The organism is Bacteroidota bacterium (assembly GCA_019637975.1).
Classification (GTDB): Bacteria; Bacteroidota; Ignavibacteria; order UBA10030; family UBA6906; genus CAADGV01.
Genome location: JAHBUR010000048.1, coordinates 1 through 18,776 on the forward strand (window position 1 = coordinate 1; position 18,776 = coordinate 18,776).

General features: G+C 52.2%; 13 protein-coding genes. 3 read left to right on the forward strand and 10 right to left on the reverse strand.

Annotation, left to right across the window (positions count from 1 at the left end; translation table 11 throughout):
* The 6 genes from hrpB to KF749_17435 form a co-directional block, all read right to left on the reverse strand.
* Positions 1 to 2,443: ATP-dependent helicase HrpB (gene hrpB, locus KF749_17410; protein MBX2992932.1), on the reverse strand; the 2,443-nt coding region annotated here is incomplete at its 3' end.
* A 25-nt stretch (positions 2,444 to 2,468) separates the two neighbouring features.
* A complete protein-coding gene (locus KF749_17415) occupies positions 2,469 to 2,954 on the reverse strand; it encodes a tryptophan-rich sensory protein (protein MBX2992933.1) in 486 nt (161 codons plus the stop codon).
* A gap of 61 nt (positions 2,955 to 3,015) precedes the next feature.
* On the reverse strand, positions 3,016 to 3,870 hold the full coding sequence (locus KF749_17420; GenBank protein ID MBX2992934.1) for a DMT family transporter: 855 nt from the start codon (positions 3,868 to 3,870) through the stop codon (positions 3,016 to 3,018).
* A gap of 51 nt (positions 3,871 to 3,921) precedes the next feature.
* A complete protein-coding gene (locus tag KF749_17425) occupies positions 3,922 to 5,268 on the reverse strand; it encodes a glycoside hydrolase family 47 protein (GenBank protein MBX2992935.1) in 1,347 nt (448 codons plus the stop codon).
* Positions 5,269 to 5,357: 89 nt separating this feature from the next.
* The gene (locus KF749_17430) at positions 5,358 to 5,924 is read right to left on the reverse strand and encodes an acyloxyacyl hydrolase (protein MBX2992936.1); all 567 of its coding nucleotides are present in this window, start codon (positions 5,922 to 5,924) and stop codon (positions 5,358 to 5,360) included.
* An 84-nt stretch (positions 5,925 to 6,008) separates the two neighbouring features.
* Positions 6,009 to 6,218 (reverse strand): hypothetical protein, encoded by a 210-nt coding sequence (locus tag KF749_17435; GenBank protein MBX2992937.1) that lies wholly within the window; start codon positions 6,216 to 6,218, stop codon positions 6,009 to 6,011.
* Positions 6,219 to 6,545: 327 nt separating this feature from the next.
* Here KF749_17435 and KF749_17440 point away from each other — a divergent pair, with 327 nt between their 5' ends.
* The 3 genes from KF749_17440 (at position 6,546) to KF749_17450 (ending at position 11,132) form a co-directional block, all read left to right on the forward strand.
* Entirely contained in the window at positions 6,546 to 8,180 is a 1,635-nt protein-coding gene (locus KF749_17440) for a T9SS type A sorting domain-containing protein (GenBank protein MBX2992938.1), read from the forward strand.
* Between the two features lie 83 nt (positions 8,181 to 8,263).
* Positions 8,264 to 8,800, forward strand: coding sequence for a hypothetical protein (locus KF749_17445; GenBank protein ID MBX2992939.1), 537 nt, complete (start codon positions 8,264 to 8,266; stop codon positions 8,798 to 8,800).
* Between the two features lie 181 nt (positions 8,801 to 8,981).
* Complete coding sequence (locus tag KF749_17450; GenBank protein ID MBX2992940.1) at positions 8,982 to 11,132, forward strand: TonB-dependent receptor; 2,151 nt, start codon at positions 8,982 to 8,984, stop codon at positions 11,130 to 11,132.
* 75 nt (positions 11,133 to 11,207) lie between these two features.
* On the opposite strand, the gene KF749_17455 is transcribed toward KF749_17450, so the two are convergent.
* From KF749_17455 to KF749_17470, 4 genes are all read right to left on the reverse strand, one after another.
* Positions 11,208 to 12,512, reverse strand: coding sequence for a T9SS type A sorting domain-containing protein (locus KF749_17455; GenBank protein ID MBX2992941.1), 1,305 nt, complete (start codon positions 12,510 to 12,512; stop codon positions 11,208 to 11,210).
* A 132-nt stretch (positions 12,513 to 12,644) separates the two neighbouring features.
* On the reverse strand, positions 12,645 to 15,158 hold the full coding sequence (locus tag KF749_17460) for a T9SS type A sorting domain-containing protein (protein MBX2992942.1): 2,514 nt from the start codon (positions 15,156 to 15,158) through the stop codon (positions 12,645 to 12,647).
* A gap of 160 nt (positions 15,159 to 15,318) precedes the next feature.
* Positions 15,319 to 17,184: an excinuclease ABC subunit UvrC gene (gene uvrC / locus KF749_17465; GenBank protein ID MBX2992943.1), complete on the reverse strand. Its 1,866-nt coding sequence runs from the start codon at positions 17,182 to 17,184 to the stop codon at positions 15,319 to 15,321.
* A gap of 46 nt (positions 17,185 to 17,230) precedes the next feature.
* Positions 17,231 to 18,776: T9SS type A sorting domain-containing protein (locus tag KF749_17470; protein ID MBX2992944.1), on the reverse strand; the 1,546-nt coding region annotated here is incomplete at its 5' end.

Below are 18,776 nucleotides of genomic sequence, written 5' to 3' on the forward strand. Positions count from 1 at the left end.
CTTCAAGCGGGTTCTCCGGCCAGTAGTGTTTCGGATAACGCCCGCGCATATCCTTTCGAACGTCGATGTAGGCATTCTTCCAGAAACTGGGCAAATCCTGTGTAACCGCAAGCGGACGATGTGCGGGCGAGAGAAGATGCAACACCACTTTTGTTTTTCCCCCGCCGACCGTCGGCGTGGCCGGTTCGCCGAATAATTCCTGCAGCCGCACGGCAAGAACGGGCTGCGGGCCTGAATAGTCCAGCGGAATGCGTGAGCCCGTCGGCACGGTTAGATGCGTGGGGGCAAGCCTTTCCAGTTCACTGAGTTGAGTGTGTGAGAACTGCGCCCGCAATATTCTGCTCATGTCGAGTCTTTTCAGATGCGCCTTGCTTGTCGAGCCTTGGAGATACGGCGCGAGCCAGTGTTCAAGTATCTCCGTCAAATGCGTGTCCGAAAGATCAGGCCATTCGTGCCTGACAATTCCCGCTGAGCAGAGCCATTCGCTTCGTTCGCGGATCGACTCGGCGTCTCGTGTCCACGGCAGAACGCCGATTCCCGACTGTCGGATGCCGTCGATGAGAGCGGCCGTGAGCTTTCCGGGCTCGGGCGCGATATTGGCCGCGGCAAGCTCAATCGCGCCGAATCGCGTTACGCGGCGAGCTATAACGGCTTCAGTTTTTTCATCCCACAAAACCTCTTCGGCACTCTGCAGTTGATCTGCGAACGCCGTGCGGATGTCTGCTTCGCTGAGCGGCGCCGCAAGAAAAACACGGACGTCGTTCCCCACTCCGTCAACATCACCAATAGCGAGATAGGGTTCGCGGGCAAGGAGACTGCCTTGGGGCAAGACGGCTCCCGTTCCACCTGCAAGCTGATAGTACAGTCCCCCATTTTCCCGCCGCTTACCGACGCGCTCGGGATAGGCAAGGGCGAGCAGCAATCCTAACTTCCCCTCATCTGCCTCCTTTTCTAGAATGCCTAAGATGCCGCGAAGTCGTTTTACCTGGGATCGCGCCCGTTCAACAGCAAATCTATTTCCCTCGCCACCTTTTCGGAGGACAAGCCATCGAGAGAAAAGATCGATATCCGCATCAGTCCCGCCGCGCAACAGGTCGGCTTCTTCGAGAAGCGCGGCAACATCGCAGGCAAGCGCGCCGAAACCGAGTTCTTTCCCCAGAACCAGCATGTGGGCAAGTCGGGGATGAACGGCAAGTTCTTCCATTGCCTTGCCGTGGGAAGTGAGGGCTCCGTTGCCGTCGAGCGCGCCGAGGCGTTGCAGCAGTTCGCGGGCTTGCGAGAGATGTGCCGAAGGAGGCGGAGTCAGGAAGCGGAGAGTCTCACCCTTCGGATCGCCCCAACACGCAAGCTCGAGCGCCAGCGGGGCAAGATCGGCAACGCTGATTTCGGGCTGGGGGAATCGGGGAAGCTGCACATGCTGTCGCTCAGTCCAGAGCCGGTAACACACGCCGGGCTGCTGCCTTCCTGCCCGCCCTCTCCGTTGGTCGGCTGAGGATTGGGAGGCAGGTGTTGTGACCAGCCCGGACATGCCGCGACGCGGATTGAAACTCGAACTGCGTGAAAACCCCGAATCAATCACGACCTGAACGCCGTCTATCGTGAGACTCGTTTCGGCAATGCTGGTTGAGAGAATTACCTTGCGGCTCCCCTTCCTGGCGGGCGTAAGAGCAGCCTGCTGTTTGTCGGGCGGGGCTTCGCCGTAGAGCATGTGAACGGAGACGTTTTCCGAAAGGTCGCCATTGAGAAGCAGCGCATCAACACGGCGGATTTCACGCCTGCCGGGAAGAAACACCAGAACATCTCCCTCCTGCTCCCGTACCGCGCGAACAATAGCCGCCGCTACGCGCTGCTCAAGGCGTCCGGTTTCTTCATGCTGTGCGTAGAATGTTTCGACGGGAAATGCTCTCCCCTCGCTCTTGATGACGGGCGCCGAGCCGAGAAGAGCCGAAACCTCAAGCCCGTCCAGCGTCGCCGACATGACGAGAATACGCAGGTCATTACGCAAATGCTGCTGCGTATCAAGCGTAAAAGCGAGACCGAGATCGGCGTGAAGACTTCTCTCATGAAATTCGTCGAAGATAACAAGGCCGACTTCAGGAAGAGATTGATCGGATTGCAGCATGCGAGTCAGAATGCCTTCGGTTACCACTTCGATGCGCGTTCGGGAACTGACTCTGCTTTCTCCACGAATCCTGTAGCCGATTGTCTCGCCGGCTTTTTCGCCGCGCTGTTGAGCCATGTATGCCGCAGCACGTTGGGCGGCAAGCCTACGCGGCTCAAGCATGATGATCTTCTTTCCGGATAGCCACGGTTCATTGAGAAGCGCGACAGGCACGCGGGTTGTTTTTCCTGCACCGGGATCTGCCGAGAGAACCGCGTTCGTGTTGCTTGCAAGCGCAAGGCGCAACTCCGGCAGAACGTTTTCGATGGGAAGCGTCGGCATTCAGAAAGGATCGACAGAGAGTTGATTAAACAGTCGGGCTGCCGGTGTTCAATCTCCAGATGGTGAAGTTGAGAATCGCGGCGTACGTAACCCAGAGAATATACGGAACAAGAAGGTATGAGGCTGTCCGTGAGATTTCCCTGAAAAGAATGATCGTAATGAGAATGGCAACCCACAAAGCAACAATCTCAACAAATGCCCAGAACGGCGACTGTAACCCGAAGAAAATCAACGACCAGGCGGCATTGAGAACAAGCTGTGTGACGAAGAACAGTACTGCCGTTTTAATGTTCTGCCCGGTTCCGCTTCTCTGCCAGACAAGATATAGCGAAATTCCCATCATGAAATAGAGAGTAATCCACACCGGCCCGAACAACCAGTTGGGCGGATTAAACGAAGGCTTGAGAAGAGTCGGGTACCACGTTTGCACAGATTGCGCGGTGAGGATAGCGGCAACAATCCCGGCACTCTGGCACAAAACGATACTCGCAATCAGGCGGAGGTAGTTCATGGTTTTCTCTTTCGTATCTTCAACATGAGAAAGGGCTGCCGAGTTCGGATTTCGCTCACGTTTATCGCAGAAACAAAACGCCAACGCCAACAACCGCAACAACTGCCCCGACAATGGCACGTAACGTCAATTGTTCTTTGTAGATATACCGGACAAGCGGCAGCATCAGAATCGGCACAATAGCCATGATGGTTGCCGCAATGCCGACCTTTGTGTGCTCGATTGCAAAGAGGCTGAAGGAAATTCCGAGAAACGGCCCCAGTACAGATCCGAGTGCCGTGAGTTTGAAAGCTGTCCGGTCGTCGCGGAAGAGTTTCCAGGGAGAGGTGTATCGTTTCGCCATCACCACAACGGGAAGCAACACAACGAGTGAAGCAACAATCCGGATGGCCGTGGCAACGAATCCGTTCACATCTCCTTCTTGAAATGCCATCTTCGCAAAGACGAGTCCGGCACCCTGCCCGACTGCGGCCAGCAATGCAAGCGTGAGACCGAATGTTGTGATGATGGTTGCCTGCTCGGTTCTGCGATTGAGCACGACAATACCGATTCCGGCAACAGTAATTGCAATTCCGAGTATTCCGGTGACCGACAGTGTTTCACCCAGAATGAAGTACGCAAGCAGAGCAGCAATGGCGGGGGCAAGCGACATCACGAGCATTGTTACCCGCGCCCCGATTTCCTGGAACGCCCGAAACAAAAACGTATCGCCTAACGCAAGCCCGATAACGCCGCTGATCGCGAGATTCAGAATCTGCGAGCCGGAAAGGCGGACATTCAGTTGAAACAGAATAATCAGGAGAAACAGATAGATCATCGCCACAATGAGGCGGGTGATGTTTACATTGAACGAGCCTGCCCTCCTGGTTGCCGATGCGAACACCAACGCGCTGCCCGACCAGAAGCATGCTGTCAACAGTGCGCTCAATTCACCGAGAAAAGGCATAGGGCCGGAAGAATTGTGACATTACTGTTTCCACGTTTTTCGAAGGGGATGAGCCTCCGTGTTGAAAATGATATCGTCAAAAGGAAGTGTGTCTGCGGGAGCAAACAGCAGGTAGAGATACTTCATTGTCTCGGCAAGGAAGAAACTTTCCATATCATCGCCTTGCTTTTTTGAGACGACGTCTTCAAGATAGGCGTAGCCGGCATCGGTTCTGCAATGGTTCACGAGTCCGTTAAAGAAGGTCTCCCCCATTGTCAGATACATGTCGTCGCGTGTGTAGTGGTGGAGGTAGTATGCAGATTCGATGATTTCGGGGCGCAAGTAGTATTGCGGTCTTGTCACGGCCATCTTCGCGTAATCAATCCGTTCCGGCTCGATGCCGTGGAGGTTCCACATCTTCAGGCAAGACTCTTGCAACTTCGCCGCCCGTTCAAGGTCCCCTCCCATCGCCAGCACAGCGGGAAAGAATGCATCAAGCGAGCCGAAGGTTGTTCCTGTTTGCATCCCTGTGTGCATATCGGCCTGCCCGTACCACAGTCCGCCGTGCGTTGTATCCGCCAGATGCTCATTGACGGAACGAAGGGCGTCTTCCCACATTGTTCTGCAATCGTCATCGTCAAACAGCAGCGCCGCCTTCAGGAGATACTCGTAGTACGAATCAATTCCGCCGGCGATGTGACTTGTTGTTCGAATCCACTCGCCTGTTTCAACGTTGATCAGCGAGCCTACTAATCCGATTTCCGATCGGCGATTATACAGCTGCACAAGGGCATTCTTTGCTTTGTCGTAGTAAACGGGCTTGCCTGTCAATTTGCTTAACGTCCCGAATTCAATCAGGCATGTCCCGATTTCCGCCGGATTGTTGAGCGAGTCGCGAATTCTGCCCGTTTGCAAATGAACGTAGCGGTACGGCATGCCCGTTGAAGAATTGAATACCGGAAGCAGGCGGTTTCCCAAATCTTCGGCCAACGTCAGGAACTTCTCATCACCGTCCATTTGATATGCAGAAAGAAGTCCGCCTAACAGCCGTATCGTAATCTCAAAACTCTGAACCTCGATATCCTTGTCGAACGAGAGACTGTCAAGAATCAACTTCTTTGCCTCCTTCGCTTCCTCCTTCAATCCCATCAGAATCATCGTATCAAATGCATCAACCGGCGTCATGAGAAGCGAGGTTCCGTACCAATTATGCGGCTTCCTGCTTAGTGGCTTCTGCGCATCATGCCCCCGGGCATAGTGCTTGTAGGCATTCCATGCGTGCAGAAATTCTGCTTTCACGCTTTCATGCGTAACGGTTCGTGTCTGTGTTTGTGCCAGAGAAAGGACGAAAACAGACATCAAGACGGGAAGAGAAAGCCGGACTATCATGTGATGTTTTGGGTTGATGGGGATGAGGGAAGCTTTGTAAGACGATAGCGAATGAAGTGCAGATTTGCAAGCGGGCGGAAACGCGAGGTTCAAAAACCGCCGAATGTCATCGAGAAGATGATATACTGGAAGTTCACACCGTCGTTATCCTCAAAGAACCCTGCATTGGAAAGGTGTCTGAATGTGTAATGAACGCCGATGACGTTATTCAGCCACGGAACTTCGATTCCGGCGCTGAGAGTAGGACTGAAAAGAAAGTTGCTGCCGAGACGTCTTCCGTCAATTTCCCTGATGCTGATGTAGTTGGCTCCGACGCCGGCTTCGAACGAGACGCGGGGAAAGTCGATCCCCAACTCAAACAAGACCATCGGGGCCGCTCCGACGATGTACTCGACATGGCGATGTTGTTCGATGAGCGTGACACTTTGATTGAGATAAAGGTTGACGGAGGAGCTGATTTCGTCGAGCCTGCGCGTCGGCACGGCGAGGTAGATGCTTCTCAGGCCCGGCGTGGTTATTGACCAGCCTTTCCCGACGCGAATTTCGATTTTATCGCCGGAGAACTGAGCCTTTGCAGACTCATTATCCGGCAGAAAGAGAAGAATGGTTAGCAGGAGTACTATACCCGAATGATGGCGAATTCGGCGCGCTTGCATAGTTGCGTATCCAATATGGACAAGGTACCGGTAAAATTATGGATGGATCGAAATAAAAGCAAGTAACGCCGTCACAGCAATCCGTCATTGCAGTTCGCGGAACACCGCCACCGCAAAACTCCTGTCCTTCACCTGAACAGCAAGCTTTCCGGGCTCCCGCTTGATGACGTGGTTGGGAAACTCCCTCTGAAGAACTTTTTCCGCTGATTGGGCACTGTGAAAGTAGCTTCCTTCAAGTCGCTGACGAACAAGGTCGGAAACCGATGCTCTGCCAACTATTTGCTGAAGTCTCATTGTTCATTCCTTTCTGCAATTTGAATCAGATTTGTAGCGTATTGAGTGGTACAACGTCCTGAACAAAACGCCTGCCAGTCTCGCAACACTCTGCACCTTGATTCTGTTGCTCAAATGCGGGTTCACGCATCTGCTCACCTGTCACTCATTCCTGTTCGTGTGTAAGAAAAGTACATGGCATCAGGTGATGTGTTTCTTTTTCCCCCATCGAAAAACGCTGCGGTGTATTTGCATCTTATTCGAGAGTGTCTTACACTTATCACAGTGTTTCCCCTCTTTCAACGTCCTTGGTATGCCCGGCAATAAAAAAACAGAAGGATTGACGTAATGATTAGAAGTACAACAGTTGTTTCCGGCCTTCTCCTCCTCCTCGGAGGCATGCTGTCGGTATTGAGTGTGTTCGCTATCGGCACAGACATCGTTCAAGCTCAGTCGCTGCGTGTTGGTCAACCGTTTAGGATTTACCCGAGCAACGTGACGCAAACCGAGACGTTTCTCGTACGTCATCCGTTGAATCCAAACCTGCTCTTCGGCAGCGCAAACACGATCAATCTTGCAACCGGTTTTATTAGCGAAGGTGTGTACGTCTCGACAAATGCAGGGCAAACGTGGAGAGGCAACGACACGTGCACGGGGGCACCCATCACGTTTCACCGCGGTGACCCGGCGATCGTTATTGACAAAAACGGGACTTTCATACTGATTCGTCTCGGGTTTTCACCGGGACTGTATGCGCATTATTCCACAGATAACGGCCAGACATGGTCCGGCCAGAGGACGATTTCTACTCACGATCAAGATCGGGCGGGGTTGATTTCCGACGTTATTCCTGCAAGCGCCAACTATGGAAGAACCTACACGGCATGGGTGAGACTTGCGTTTCCCTTCCCCGTTTTCTTCTCGTACACGGATGACGGAGGGGCAAACTGGTCAACTCCGGCGCAAGTTAATTCGCCCGTTCAACGCAGCCAAGGGGCCGAACTCACAATCGGGCCGAACGGAAGAGTGAGCATTTGCTGGGCGGGCGTTATTAATACATCACCGTTTACGGAAGATTTCGTCGGCTTTGCAACATCCACGGATGGAGGCGCAAATTGGACGGTTACTGAGAATGCCTTTGATGTGAACGGCATCCAGGGAGTCTTTCCTCAAATGGGAAACATCCGCGTCAACGGCCTCCCGAAAATTGATACAGATAATACGGGCGGACCGCGTAATGGCTGGATCTACATCGTAACAACACAAAGGAATCTCCTCCCTGCCGGTTCTGACCCCGATATCATCCTTAACCGATCATCGAATAATGGACAATCCTGGTCGGCAGGCATACGCGTCAACCAAGACCCGCTGAACAACGGAAAGACCCAGTTCTTCCCGGCAGTTCATGTTGACGATTCCGGCGGCATCAACGTCGTTTACTACGACAACCGGGATACCACCCCCGACTCGGCAGGAATGTATCTTTCACGCTCAACCGATGGCGGCGACACGTGGACGGATTATCCGATCGGAAGCCATCGGTTCAAACCTTCGCCGGTGGGAGGTTTGGGTCAGGGATATCAGGGAGACAACATCGGGATGACATCCGTCGGTACAACGTTGTGGCCGGTTTGGATGGATAATTCGTCAGGCATTTATCAGATGTGGGCATGCCCGATTGATCTTGTTGCACTAAACGTAGATGAATCGCCCTTACCGTCGGCATTTGAATTGTTGCAGAACTATCCAAATCCTTTCAATCCGACAACGCAAATCACTTTCCGGTTGGCTGAAGGAGGCAACGTTACTCTCAAGATTTACGACGTTCTCGGAAGAGAGGTATCCACTCTCATGGATGAGCGGCTGCAGGCCGGAGATCACTCGCGGGCATTTGACGCCGACGGACTGGGAAGCGGCGTGTATTTCTACCGGCTGCAAAGCGGCCGCAATTCTCAAACAAAAAAAATGCTTCTGCTACAATAGGCCTGATGAGAGACATAAGTTGACCCTATACCCATTACTTTGTAGATTGTGGAAGCAACTCAGTTGATCTGCATTGTACTTCCATGAGACGTTTCTTCGTCTTTGTTTTTCTCTCCCTGTACTTCTACAATATTGTAGGATATCTTGCCGTATTCAGCGTGCTACAGTATCGGGTTCGCAGCGAGGTCAAGAAGATGCTCAAGTCGACTGTACCCGAAGGCGAACTCCTGACGCTCACATTTCATACTGAATCCCTTGAGCAAGGCGGTTACTCGCTGCAATGGATTGAGCCGCATGAATTCCGGTACAACGGCAGCATGTACGATATACTGCGCACACACATCTCCGGAGATTCCACCTACTTCGAGTGCATTAACGACGTACAGGAAGAAATGCTGTTTGCCCACCTCGACTTCCACGTCCAACGACACATGGGCGATTCCGGTCAACCCGGCAAGTACGACTCATTCAAGGATGTGTTCAAGGATTCACTCGCGCGGTTTCAGTTTCCCACCGGCATATTGTATTGCGAGGGAACAGTCTCCGAACAAGCCACAAAGCGTTATGTTCCTCCCGACCCGTCGGCATTGTTTCGTCCACCGCGGCCTTTCCTGACGTAAGTCTCACTGCTACCGTCACTTACGGTAATCCGACGCCCTCAAGACTGGCATCGGATGTTCTGTCACGCCTTTTCGGAAAGAACCAACAATTGTCCACGCGTCAACTGCTTGGACAATTGCTCACCCTGAGCGGCGTGCAACTGTGCATTACAACAATGCCTACACCTTTAAGGAATGATCTATGGAATACTTCAGATTAATTATGCATGGGATGTTGTTCTTCCTCATGCTGCTGACCCTATCTCCCGGCATTACATTTGCCCAAATGGAGATGGCGGCGGATGAAGACACTCTTCGAACGTACCAAATCGATGAGATCATCAGCAGTGGTACGCGTACACGAACAAAAGTGATCGACATCCCGTACTCGGTTCAACGCGTCAGCAACTATGAATACAAATACGATAAGAAGGTCAGCATAAGCGATGTGTTGGGTGGAACGCCGGGATTGTTCATGCAATCCCGCTACGGCAACCACGACGTTCGCATTTCAATTCGGGGTTTTGGAAGCCGGTCGAACACAGGAATTCGGGGTGTCCGAATTTTGCAGGATGGGATTCCCGAATCCGAGCCCGACGGACAGACCCGCATCGAATCCATTGACTTTCAAAATGTCGGTGCGATCGAAATCGTGAAGGGTAATGCCTCGTCGCTGTATACGAATGCGCCGGGCGGCGTTATCAATTTTATCAGCGACCTGAACTTCACACGGTCGCATGTCACACAGTTCAATGAGTTTGGTTCGTTCGGGTTAAGCAGCAACGGGTTCAAAGCGGCGGTCAAAACAGACCAGTATCGGTTCCTGGCAACCTACAATTATCATTCGGCCCGCGGATTCCGCGAGCACAGCCAGGACTATTGGCATATTTTCAATTCCGCCGTTGAAACACAGCCGTCCGAGCTTTCACGCCTGACGCTGATCGGGTACTATGTATCGGGCTTGATCAGACTTCCCGGGTCGCTGACGCGTGCTCGTTATGACGAGGATCCGTTCCAACCGAACACGCGGGATGTTGGCCGCGATGCGAAACGCATCACGCAAAAAGGAAGGTTAGGTATCCGGTTCGAGACTGCTCTCGACGAGGATCGAAAGAATGAAGTGGAGGTTACAGGGTACGGCACAATGAAGTACTTCCACCGGACAGCAGCCACGTACCGTGTCTTCAATCGCAACGGCATCGGAGGAAGCGCCCGGTTCACGAACCGGACCGAATTGGCCGGACACAAGAATGAATTCTCCTTGGGGGGAGATTTGTTCTATCAATCAGGGCCGATTGAAGAGTACAACAACCTCAGCGGAAAAAAGGGGGATTTGCTCGTGGAGTTGACCGACGAGACAATCAGCAATGCCGGGTTTTACGTGCAGAATTCATTCGGCATCATCAACGACAGGATGAACCTTCTGCTCACGGGGCGCTACGACAATGTCGTCTTCATCAGTAACAATCAGCTGTTGGAAGTGCGCAATGCCCGCCGTGTATTCGGCAAGTTCACCCCGAAGGCAGCGCTCAACTACAAGCTCACTCCGAGAATCGCCCTCTATACATCCTACGGGCTTGGATTTGATACGCCGGCTGGCAATGAACTCGGCAACTTCCCTCTCAGCGCAAAACCCGAAGTCATGCTCAATCCGGATCTGGAACCGCAACGATCCAAGAACTTCGAGTTGGGCATCAAAGGGAGTCATTCCGTTGATGATCTGGATTTTTTCAGGAGAATGTTCTTCGAAGTGACGTTCTTCAACACGAAAATCGACGACGAGGTAATTCCCTTTGAACTTGAAGGCGACGTTTACTTCCGCAACGCGGCGAGAACTAACCGCACGGGACTTGAAGTCGGGGCAGATGCCGAATTACTGTACGGTTTGCGCCTGAAGGCTGCGTACACGTATTCCAACTTCACCTACTCGGAGTACATTGCGCGTAACATCGTGCTGAATCAGCAAGGAGATTTTGTCATCCAAGACAGCAGATTCTCCGGAAATGTTGTGCCCAGCGTTCCGAAACACAACATCTCCCTGGCACTCTCGTACACGCGTGTGCTGCATGATAACATCACGGGATTCCTCAAAACGCATCTCATGAGCATTAGCGGGATGTATGTCGATGACCTGAATTCGGATAAGACGACGGGATATCAATTGCTGAATGTTTCGGGTGGGGTGGATTTTGTGTTCGACAGGTTTAATCTCCTCATCTCGGGAGGCATCAACAATGTTTCCGACAAGAGATATGTCGCATTCATCAACATCAACTCAACACGGAAGGAATTCTACGAAGCGGGCGAGCCGAGAACGTACTTCGGTGGAATTACTCTCGGATTTACGATGTAGCAATTACCTTGCAATAAAGTCAGCGTCGGGATCCTGCATCCCGACGCTGTGTTTTTGACGCCTGACAACTTGTATTTACCGTAACAACACCATTCTCATATTCTGAACATTGCTTCCTGCCTGAAGTCGGCACACATACACGCCGCTCGGCAAATTATCAGCATTGAATGTTACATGGTGCCTGCCCGGTTCCCCTGCCTGGTTCATGAGCGTTCGAATCTCCTGACCGAGCAGATTGAATACACGCAGCGTAACAAATGACCGTACGGGAAGGTCAAAAGAAATAGTTGTCGCGGGATTGAACGGGTTCGGGTAGTTTTGAAATAATGTGAATGTGCCAGGAGCATGACTGTTTTGCTCCGTCACGCTTGTGGCATTCGGCTTGAACTTCAGAATCGTCCCGGAATCGCCAACCGCATACCCCGTCAGCGAGTCAGTAAAGACCAGGTCGTAGATCGCCCGCCTGCCGGGCGTGTCCATTTCGATCCATGTATGCAGAGTGTCGGGAGTGTACATCATGCGTGCGGCGAAACCGAGCGGAACCCATGCTTCCGTTTCCGTCCGGAACGAGAGCGCAAGCGGCTCTCCGAAGATATTCAGGAAGGTGTAATCCCAGTCCTCACCGGTATTGCGCGACCGTAACATGCTCGCCCCGTAGTCCTGGTCACCGGTAATTCCCACAAGGTGTAGTGAATCAACCATGTGGACATCATGGATCGGTTCCGGGCTCGGCGGGTCCGGAAGCCCTTGCGTTCTCCAATTCAACCCGCCATCAGTTGTTTTCCAAATTGTCCCCGTGATATCAATGCGCCCTCCCATTGCAAACCCGAGGTCCGGCGTCAAGAACTTGATATTGATAAGGGACCAGGGAGAGGGGGGGTCAACGCCAACGGGAATCCAATTCTTGCCGCCATCGGTTGTTCGTGCCATCCTCCCGAACTCGCCCCCCATCCACCCGTTGAGCGAATCCTTGAAAACAATCGAGTTGAAAAACTCCCCCCAATCCGGAAATTCTTCATTCGTCCACGTCGTTCCGCCGTTTGTTGTTCTCAAAATCTTTGTTCCGAACCACGTTGACGTATCGACCCAATGGACGAAACTCAGCGCCCACACGTGACGGTCATTCAGGGCAAAGACCCGGCGAATGTCCGTGCTAATTCCTGTCTCCTGTGCCTCCCACGTGAGCCCGCCGTTGGTCGTCTTCAGCATTGTTCCATTGAATCCGCAGACCCATCCGCGCAAGCTATCGAGAAACGAGAGTTTGTAGAGAATTTCCGTTGTGGGACGAGGCAGCACCCTCCATTGGTCTTGACCATAAGAACTCTGATGTGCAGAGATGCATGACAGAACAAGCAAAAGTGCTGCAAAGATTCGTGACATTAACTACCTTAAACCATTACAATGACATCAGTAATCTACAAAGCGTTCGTCGGAGAGTCAAGAAACACCGGTGAAAACAAAAGGCCTGAGCGGAGTCCACTCAAGCCTCTCGAGAATGTAGAACCTGCCACGTTACTTGAGCAGTACCAACTTCCCGCTTTGGACGTACGACTCTGCGGCCATACGGAAATAGTACACACCGCTTGCTAATCCGACGGCATTCCATGTTTCGCGATGCTCTCCCGCTTCGCGCACGCCGTTCACAACTGTCGCCACTTCCTGGCCCATAACATTGAACACGTTCAGAATTACGTGCGACGTTTTTGGTATGTCGAACCTGAATGTCGTCGTCGGGTTGAACGGATTGGGATAGTTTTGATGCAATGCAAATTCTTTTGGGATATTTGCTTCCGGAACACTCGTTATCAAATACGCGCCATAGTCGAACATCCAGCATCCCCTGCCGTGTGTGGCCGCAAGAAGCAATTGGTTACCCTCCTTGTATTTCAAGTCGTAGATAGTTGCTGTCGGGAGGCCGTTGCTGAAAACGACCCACGAGATGCCATCATCGGTTGACTTGTACACACCGAGATCGGTACCGACGAAAAGCGTACGCGGAGGATTCGCCCGCAGAACAATCGTACTTGTTGGAATATTCGGCAAATTGCCTGTCACGCTGAACCAGGAGGTGCCGCCGTTCGTCGTCTTGTACACATGCATAGTCGAAGTAAAGCCCGTGAACGTTGCGTAACAAATGTTGTCGTTTACCGGATCAACGGCAAAGTCGCTCACTTTGGCGAAGCCCGTCGTCGTCGTCCAATTTGCGCCGTTGTTCGTTGTAACGTGAATCCGTCCGTTACTTGTGCCGATGAAGATTTTGTCAGGATTTGTGTGACTGATTCCGATTGCGGAGACCGAACCACCGACAATTGCATTTGTGGCAAGCTGTGTCCATCCGCTGCTTGTTGTCGCCGTCTTCACTGACGTCGTTTTCCAGACATCTCCCTCGCAATACACAATCGTGTTGTTGTCACTTGGGGCCATCTCATACGGATTATAGAACAGCCCGCCGGTGGAACCGTTCGGCGCTATCTCTGTGAAGCTCACTCCGTAGTTTGACGATCGTTTCAACGAACCCTGAACATACTGTCCGTACACATAATTGGGCGTCACGGGATCCACTATCGAATAGCCTCCGTCTCCTGTTGTCCGTTGAATCCACACAAGCCCGCCGTTTGTCGATGTTTCGAGATTATTATCCTGCGTTCCCCCGTATAATTTCTGAGGATCGGTTGGGTCATAATCCGCGCTTTGATATTGCAACGTTGACATTGTTGCATTGAGATCTGTCCACGTGACTGCATTGTTCGTTGACTTGTAAACGCCGCCATCCGAGCCGCAGTACAACACGGAACCGTTGTATTGCAGAAAATGAATATCCGCATGCGACATGTTGCTGGATGATGTCGTTGACCATGATGTTCGCTGCGTAAGCGTCACACCGCTGTTGGATGATGAGTAGATGTCAATTCCGCCGGCAACAACGAAGTCCGGATTTGTCGGATGCACACAAACAGAATTATCATACCAGCCCTGCGAACCGAGGTAGTTTGGTGACGACGCCTGCAAGGTCCAGTTTTCACCCCCGTCGGTTGTTCTGTACAATCCGCGCAAGCCCCCGCTGGTGTTGGCGACACTTGCATACAGAATCTGGTTGTTGCTCGGAGCCATTGCAAGTTGAGAACGTCTTCCGTCTGTGGGAAGCCCGCCGGTTAGCGTTGTCCACGAACCGCCGCCGTTCGTTGATTTCCTGATGGTATTCGTACCGGAACCGCCGACCGATGTGTACAGCACCTGCGTGTCGGTCGGGTCCATAATCAAACAATTTGCATTGTTGCCGGTCGAGGTGGAGTTCCAGGTTCCTCCGGCGTTCGTCGACTTAAACACTCCGAGCGAGCCCGCAGCATAGACGATGTTCGAGTTTATGGGATCGACAACCAACTGCGAGAATCTCTGGCCGACGGCCGTGGTGGCCACCTTCGTCCACGTATCACCCTCATCCGTCGTTTTGTAGATGCCGTCACCGTACCAACTGTCGCCGGAAAAATTCAACTCGCCTGTGCCGTAGTACAATACAGACGGATTGTTGGGATCGAGTGCCAACCCGCCCGACGCAAGCGACGTAAGAAAATCCGTCAACGGAACCCACAATGAACCGCCATCCGTTGTTTTCCAGATTCCTCCGCCGGCTGCCGCACAGTAGAACTTGTCGGGATCAGTCGGATGAAACACCATGAAATTTGTTCTGCCGGCGATGTAGTTGTTGTTCGTCCTCGCGTAGAACATCCCGACCGGGTTCCGGGTTTGCCATGATACAGCCGTTGACGGGTTAACGAGAAAATCCTCATCACGCGGCATGGCAAGGTGTTGCCGCACGGCATTTGCGTAGGCATCGAACGGTACTATTCTGCCCGGCCCGCCGGCACGATGCTCAATATAGTATTGCTCACGCGCGAGAATTTCTTCTCCCGTTTCATCCTCACCTTCTTCCCGATGATGCGGATTGCCCCACTGGGCATTCGTTGACTGTACTGCGAGCAGGAGAGAAAAAAAACAAATGAGCAATAAGGAATTCGGCTTGAACATTGTCACTCCGTTTGCTGATGGTGTTGGTTGGATTAGTTGTCTGTAGGAAGGTACTTCTTTTTCTTTTGCATGAAAACTGACCTTTTGTGGGTTATCCACATTTTCTTGACATTCACAGAATCACGAGTACGTTGAATGGCGTAGATTGCGCACCATGGCCTCATTTCCCGGCATTATGATCAGTGGCCTCTTCAGTATCAGAATCCGAAAAGTACTCCGCAATCTTCCCGGCAACTTTCTCCCCGACAACCTCGGCGATCTGCTCTGTTGTCGCGAACTTCACTCCTTGAACGGAACCGAACACTTCAAGCAGCTCTTTCGCCCGCTTTTTGCCGATTCCTTCTATCAAATCCAGTTCGGTTTGCAGTGTCCGTTTTGACCGTCGCAAACGGTGGAACGTGATGGCAAACCGATGCGCTTCATCCCGAATTTGCTGCAACAGCCGCAATCCTGATGAAGACTTCGGCAGCAATTCAGGCTCGCTCTTTCCGGGAAGAAAAACCTCCTCGAGCCGCTTTGCAAGCCCGATGATCGGTTGCTCGTGCAGGCCGACCTTCTTCAACACGTCAACAGCGCTTGAAAGTTGCCCCTTACCGCCATCAACAATGATGAGGTCCGGCAATTCAAGTCCTTCGTTCAGCACACGAGTATATCTGCGTTCCACAATCTCACGCATGCTCGCAAAGTCATCCGGCCCGACGACGGATTTGATTTTGAATTTCCGGTACTCGCTTTTCTTCGGCTTGCCGTCCACGAACACAACCATCGACGCAACCGGATCGCTTCCCTGAATGTTTGAATTGTCAAAACATTCGATGCGGCGCGGGAGTTTTTCGAGGCGCAAATCCCTCTGCAACGCCTTCACAGCATGCGGAACATAACCCGCCCGCTTCATTTTCTGAATCTTCAATTCATCAAGCAGAAATCTTGCGTTGCTCTGCGAAAGCCGGACGAGCTTTGCTTCTTCGCCTTCTGTCGGATGAATGAGTGATACAGCATCGCGACGCTTTTCAGAAAGCCATCGTTGCACAGCATCATTGTCTTCAATTTCCGCCGGAAGAAAGATCTCCTTGGGGATGTACTCTGCTTCAAGGTAGTATTGCTGAAGAAGAGTCCCGAGAATTTCAGCCTCCGGCTTCTCCTCGACATTGCTCATGTAGTAATGCTGGCGGCCGATCATCTTCCCGTCACGAATCTTGAAAATCACGCCGCACGCATCATCACCCTCTGCAGCAAATGCAAAAATATCCCTGTCAATCTGATCGAGATCAACAGCCTTCTGCTTCTCGGAATAGGCTTCGAGTCCCGTGATGCGATCGCGCAATACAGCCGCCTCCTCAAACTTCATCTCCGCCGCCAGCCTGTTCATATCTTCCCGCAGCATCTGTATCAGCGTCTCCGTCTTTCCCTGAAGCAAGGAGGCAACTTGATCGATCATCGCGTTGTAGTTCTGTTGAGAGACGAGCCCTTCACAAGGGCCTTCGCATTTCTTGATATGATAATCGAGGCAGATTTTGATTTTCCGTTTCTTGATTACTTCATCATCAATAAAGTAGTTGCAGCTTCGGATCATGAAGATATCGCGTACCGCCTTCAGCGCCGATCGGACGTTCTTTACGTCCGTGTACGGACCGAAGTAGCGCGAGCCATCGCGGCGGATTTGCCGGGTGACGAAGACTCGCGGATACGGTTCGTTGGTGATGACGACGTAGGGATAACTCTTGTCGTCTTTCAGATTGACGTTGTACCGGGGCTTGAGTTTCTTGATGAGATTTGCTTCAAGAATCAGCGCCTCGACCTCGGAATCCGTTACAATGATTTCGAGATCGGTGGCCTTCGCCAGCATCCGCTCGATGCGTGCTTCGACATTGCGTGACTTCTGAAAATATTGCCGGACACGATTGCGGAGGTTCTTCGCCTTGCCGACGTACAGGACTTTTCCGTCAGCATCTTTGTGTTGGTAGACGCCGGGACCTGCGGGAAGATTTTCCAGCTTTTCTTGAACAGTGGCCGCTTCGGCAGTAATTTTTATGTTGAGGGATTGATGAGGCACGGCGTTGATAGCCTGAATGTTACCTGATTACAACCATCTTTCTTGTCGCCGTATACGACGCTGACTGTAAACGATAGTAATACACACCGCTGGCAAGATTCGACGCGTCGAACTGAAGTGTGTATTCACCCGGATTCTTCACCTCATGTACCAGCGTCGCTACTTCTCTGCCCAACACATCATACACTTTCAACGAAGTCAACGACACATCACCAACGACGAATGACACGGTTGTACTTGGATTGAACGGATTCGGGTAATTCTGATATAGCCGAAGCTCGCCGGGCATTCCCTTCTCTTCTTCAACACTCGTCGGCGCGACAATTTGCTTCAGCATCCAACCATCAGGATCAACAACAACACTGTCGGGTTGGACGGGAAGAGGAAGCGAAAAGCTCTGCTGCCGCAGACTATCCTGTACAACAAAATCCGTACTGTTCAGTCCGTGATATGCCCGGACACGTATCGGCATGTTGTACGTGGGCCACAATGCATCCTGTTGCTGTAGAATGGTAAGAGAGATTGTGTCTGTTGCCCAACTGAAGCGCGAAGCGTATTTCGGCCAACCTTTCCCGTAGATCCACTGATTGAAGAACCACCCCATGTCAATACCGGAAACAGAATCTGCAACTGCTTTAAGCTCTGAAGTGACGGCGCTTCTTCCTTGATACTTGTCGCGATAGGTTCTAAGAAGTTTGAAGAATATCGAATCGCCGACCACTCCACGTAGAGTGTGCAACACCCAACCTCCTTTTGTGTACACGACCTGATCGAACAGATTGAATCCTTGACCAACCGGGTCGTAAATCGCCCCCTGCCACGAACCGAACTGGAATCCGCTGAGCGTGTCGCGCATGTAGGCTTTCAGCGAATCGAAACCGTAGAGATGTTCACGCCACAACGCCTCGCTGTAGGTTGCAAAGCTCTCGTTCAGCCAAATGTCGGCCCACGTTCCACACGTGACATCATTCCCCCACCATTGATGCGCGAGTTCGTGCGATACCACCCGGTGACTTGTCGCGTAGTAGCGGTTCATGGTTGTGATCGTCTGATGTTCCATCCCCAAATAGCCGAACGGAACAATGCACGTCATGCCGTACTTATCGAACGGATACTCTCCGAATAATCCGGAATACGCCGAAACCATTTCTCCGACGGTCGGAAGAAAACTCGCTGTCCACGCCGAGTCGACAAACGGCGGAGCATTCCACGCATAGTACTGCAGGGGGATCGTGTCGCCGCTCGACTTTACATACGGAATTGTCGCAACGGCAAACTGCGACACCGTCATGCACATCAGATATGTTGTAATCGGTTGATTTTGCTGCCAATGCCATGTTGATGTCCCGTTGCCGTTATTCGTAGTGCCGATAAGCTTGCCGTTGGAGGCGGCAACATAGCCGTCGGGCACAGTAATGTTCAGTTCTGCGGTTGCCTTTTCCCACGGCTCATCGTAGCACGGAAACCAGAAACGCGCATCGGAAGGTTCGGAGAATGTGTACCCGAGATTCGACGGCAATCCGATGGTGTCGCGAAAAAAGTAGAACCCTCTTCGAGAACTCGGT

What these genes read in the sequence shown, in the direction of transcription:
- KF749_17415 (MBX2992933.1), bottom strand. Translation starts at nt 2,954, where the DNA reads ATGAACTACCTCCGCCTGATTGCGAGTATCGTTTTGTGCCAGAGTGCC.
- KF749_17425 (MBX2992935.1), bottom strand. Translation starts at nt 5,268, where the DNA reads ATGATAGTCCGGCTTTCTCTTCCCGTCTTGATGTCTGTTTTCGTCCTT.
- KF749_17430 (MBX2992936.1), bottom strand. Translation starts at nt 5,924, where the DNA reads ATGCAAGCGCGCCGAATTCGCCATCATTCGGGTATAGTACTCCTGCTA.
- KF749_17435 (MBX2992937.1), bottom strand. Translation starts at nt 6,218, where the DNA reads ATGAGACTTCAGCAAATAGTTGGCAGAGCATCGGTTTCCGACCTTGTT.
- KF749_17440 (MBX2992938.1), top strand. Translation starts at nt 6,546, where the DNA reads ATGATTAGAAGTACAACAGTTGTTTCCGGCCTTCTCCTCCTCCTCGGA.
- KF749_17445 (MBX2992939.1), top strand. Translation starts at nt 8,264, where the DNA reads ATGAGACGTTTCTTCGTCTTTGTTTTTCTCTCCCTGTACTTCTACAAT.
- KF749_17450 (MBX2992940.1), top strand. Translation starts at nt 8,982, where the DNA reads ATGGAATACTTCAGATTAATTATGCATGGGATGTTGTTCTTCCTCATG.
- KF749_17455 (MBX2992941.1), bottom strand. Translation starts at nt 12,512, where the DNA reads ATGTCACGAATCTTTGCAGCACTTTTGCTTGTTCTGTCATGCATCTCT.
- KF749_17460 (MBX2992942.1), bottom strand. Translation starts at nt 15,158, where the DNA reads ATGTTCAAGCCGAATTCCTTATTGCTCATTTGTTTTTTTTCTCTCCTG.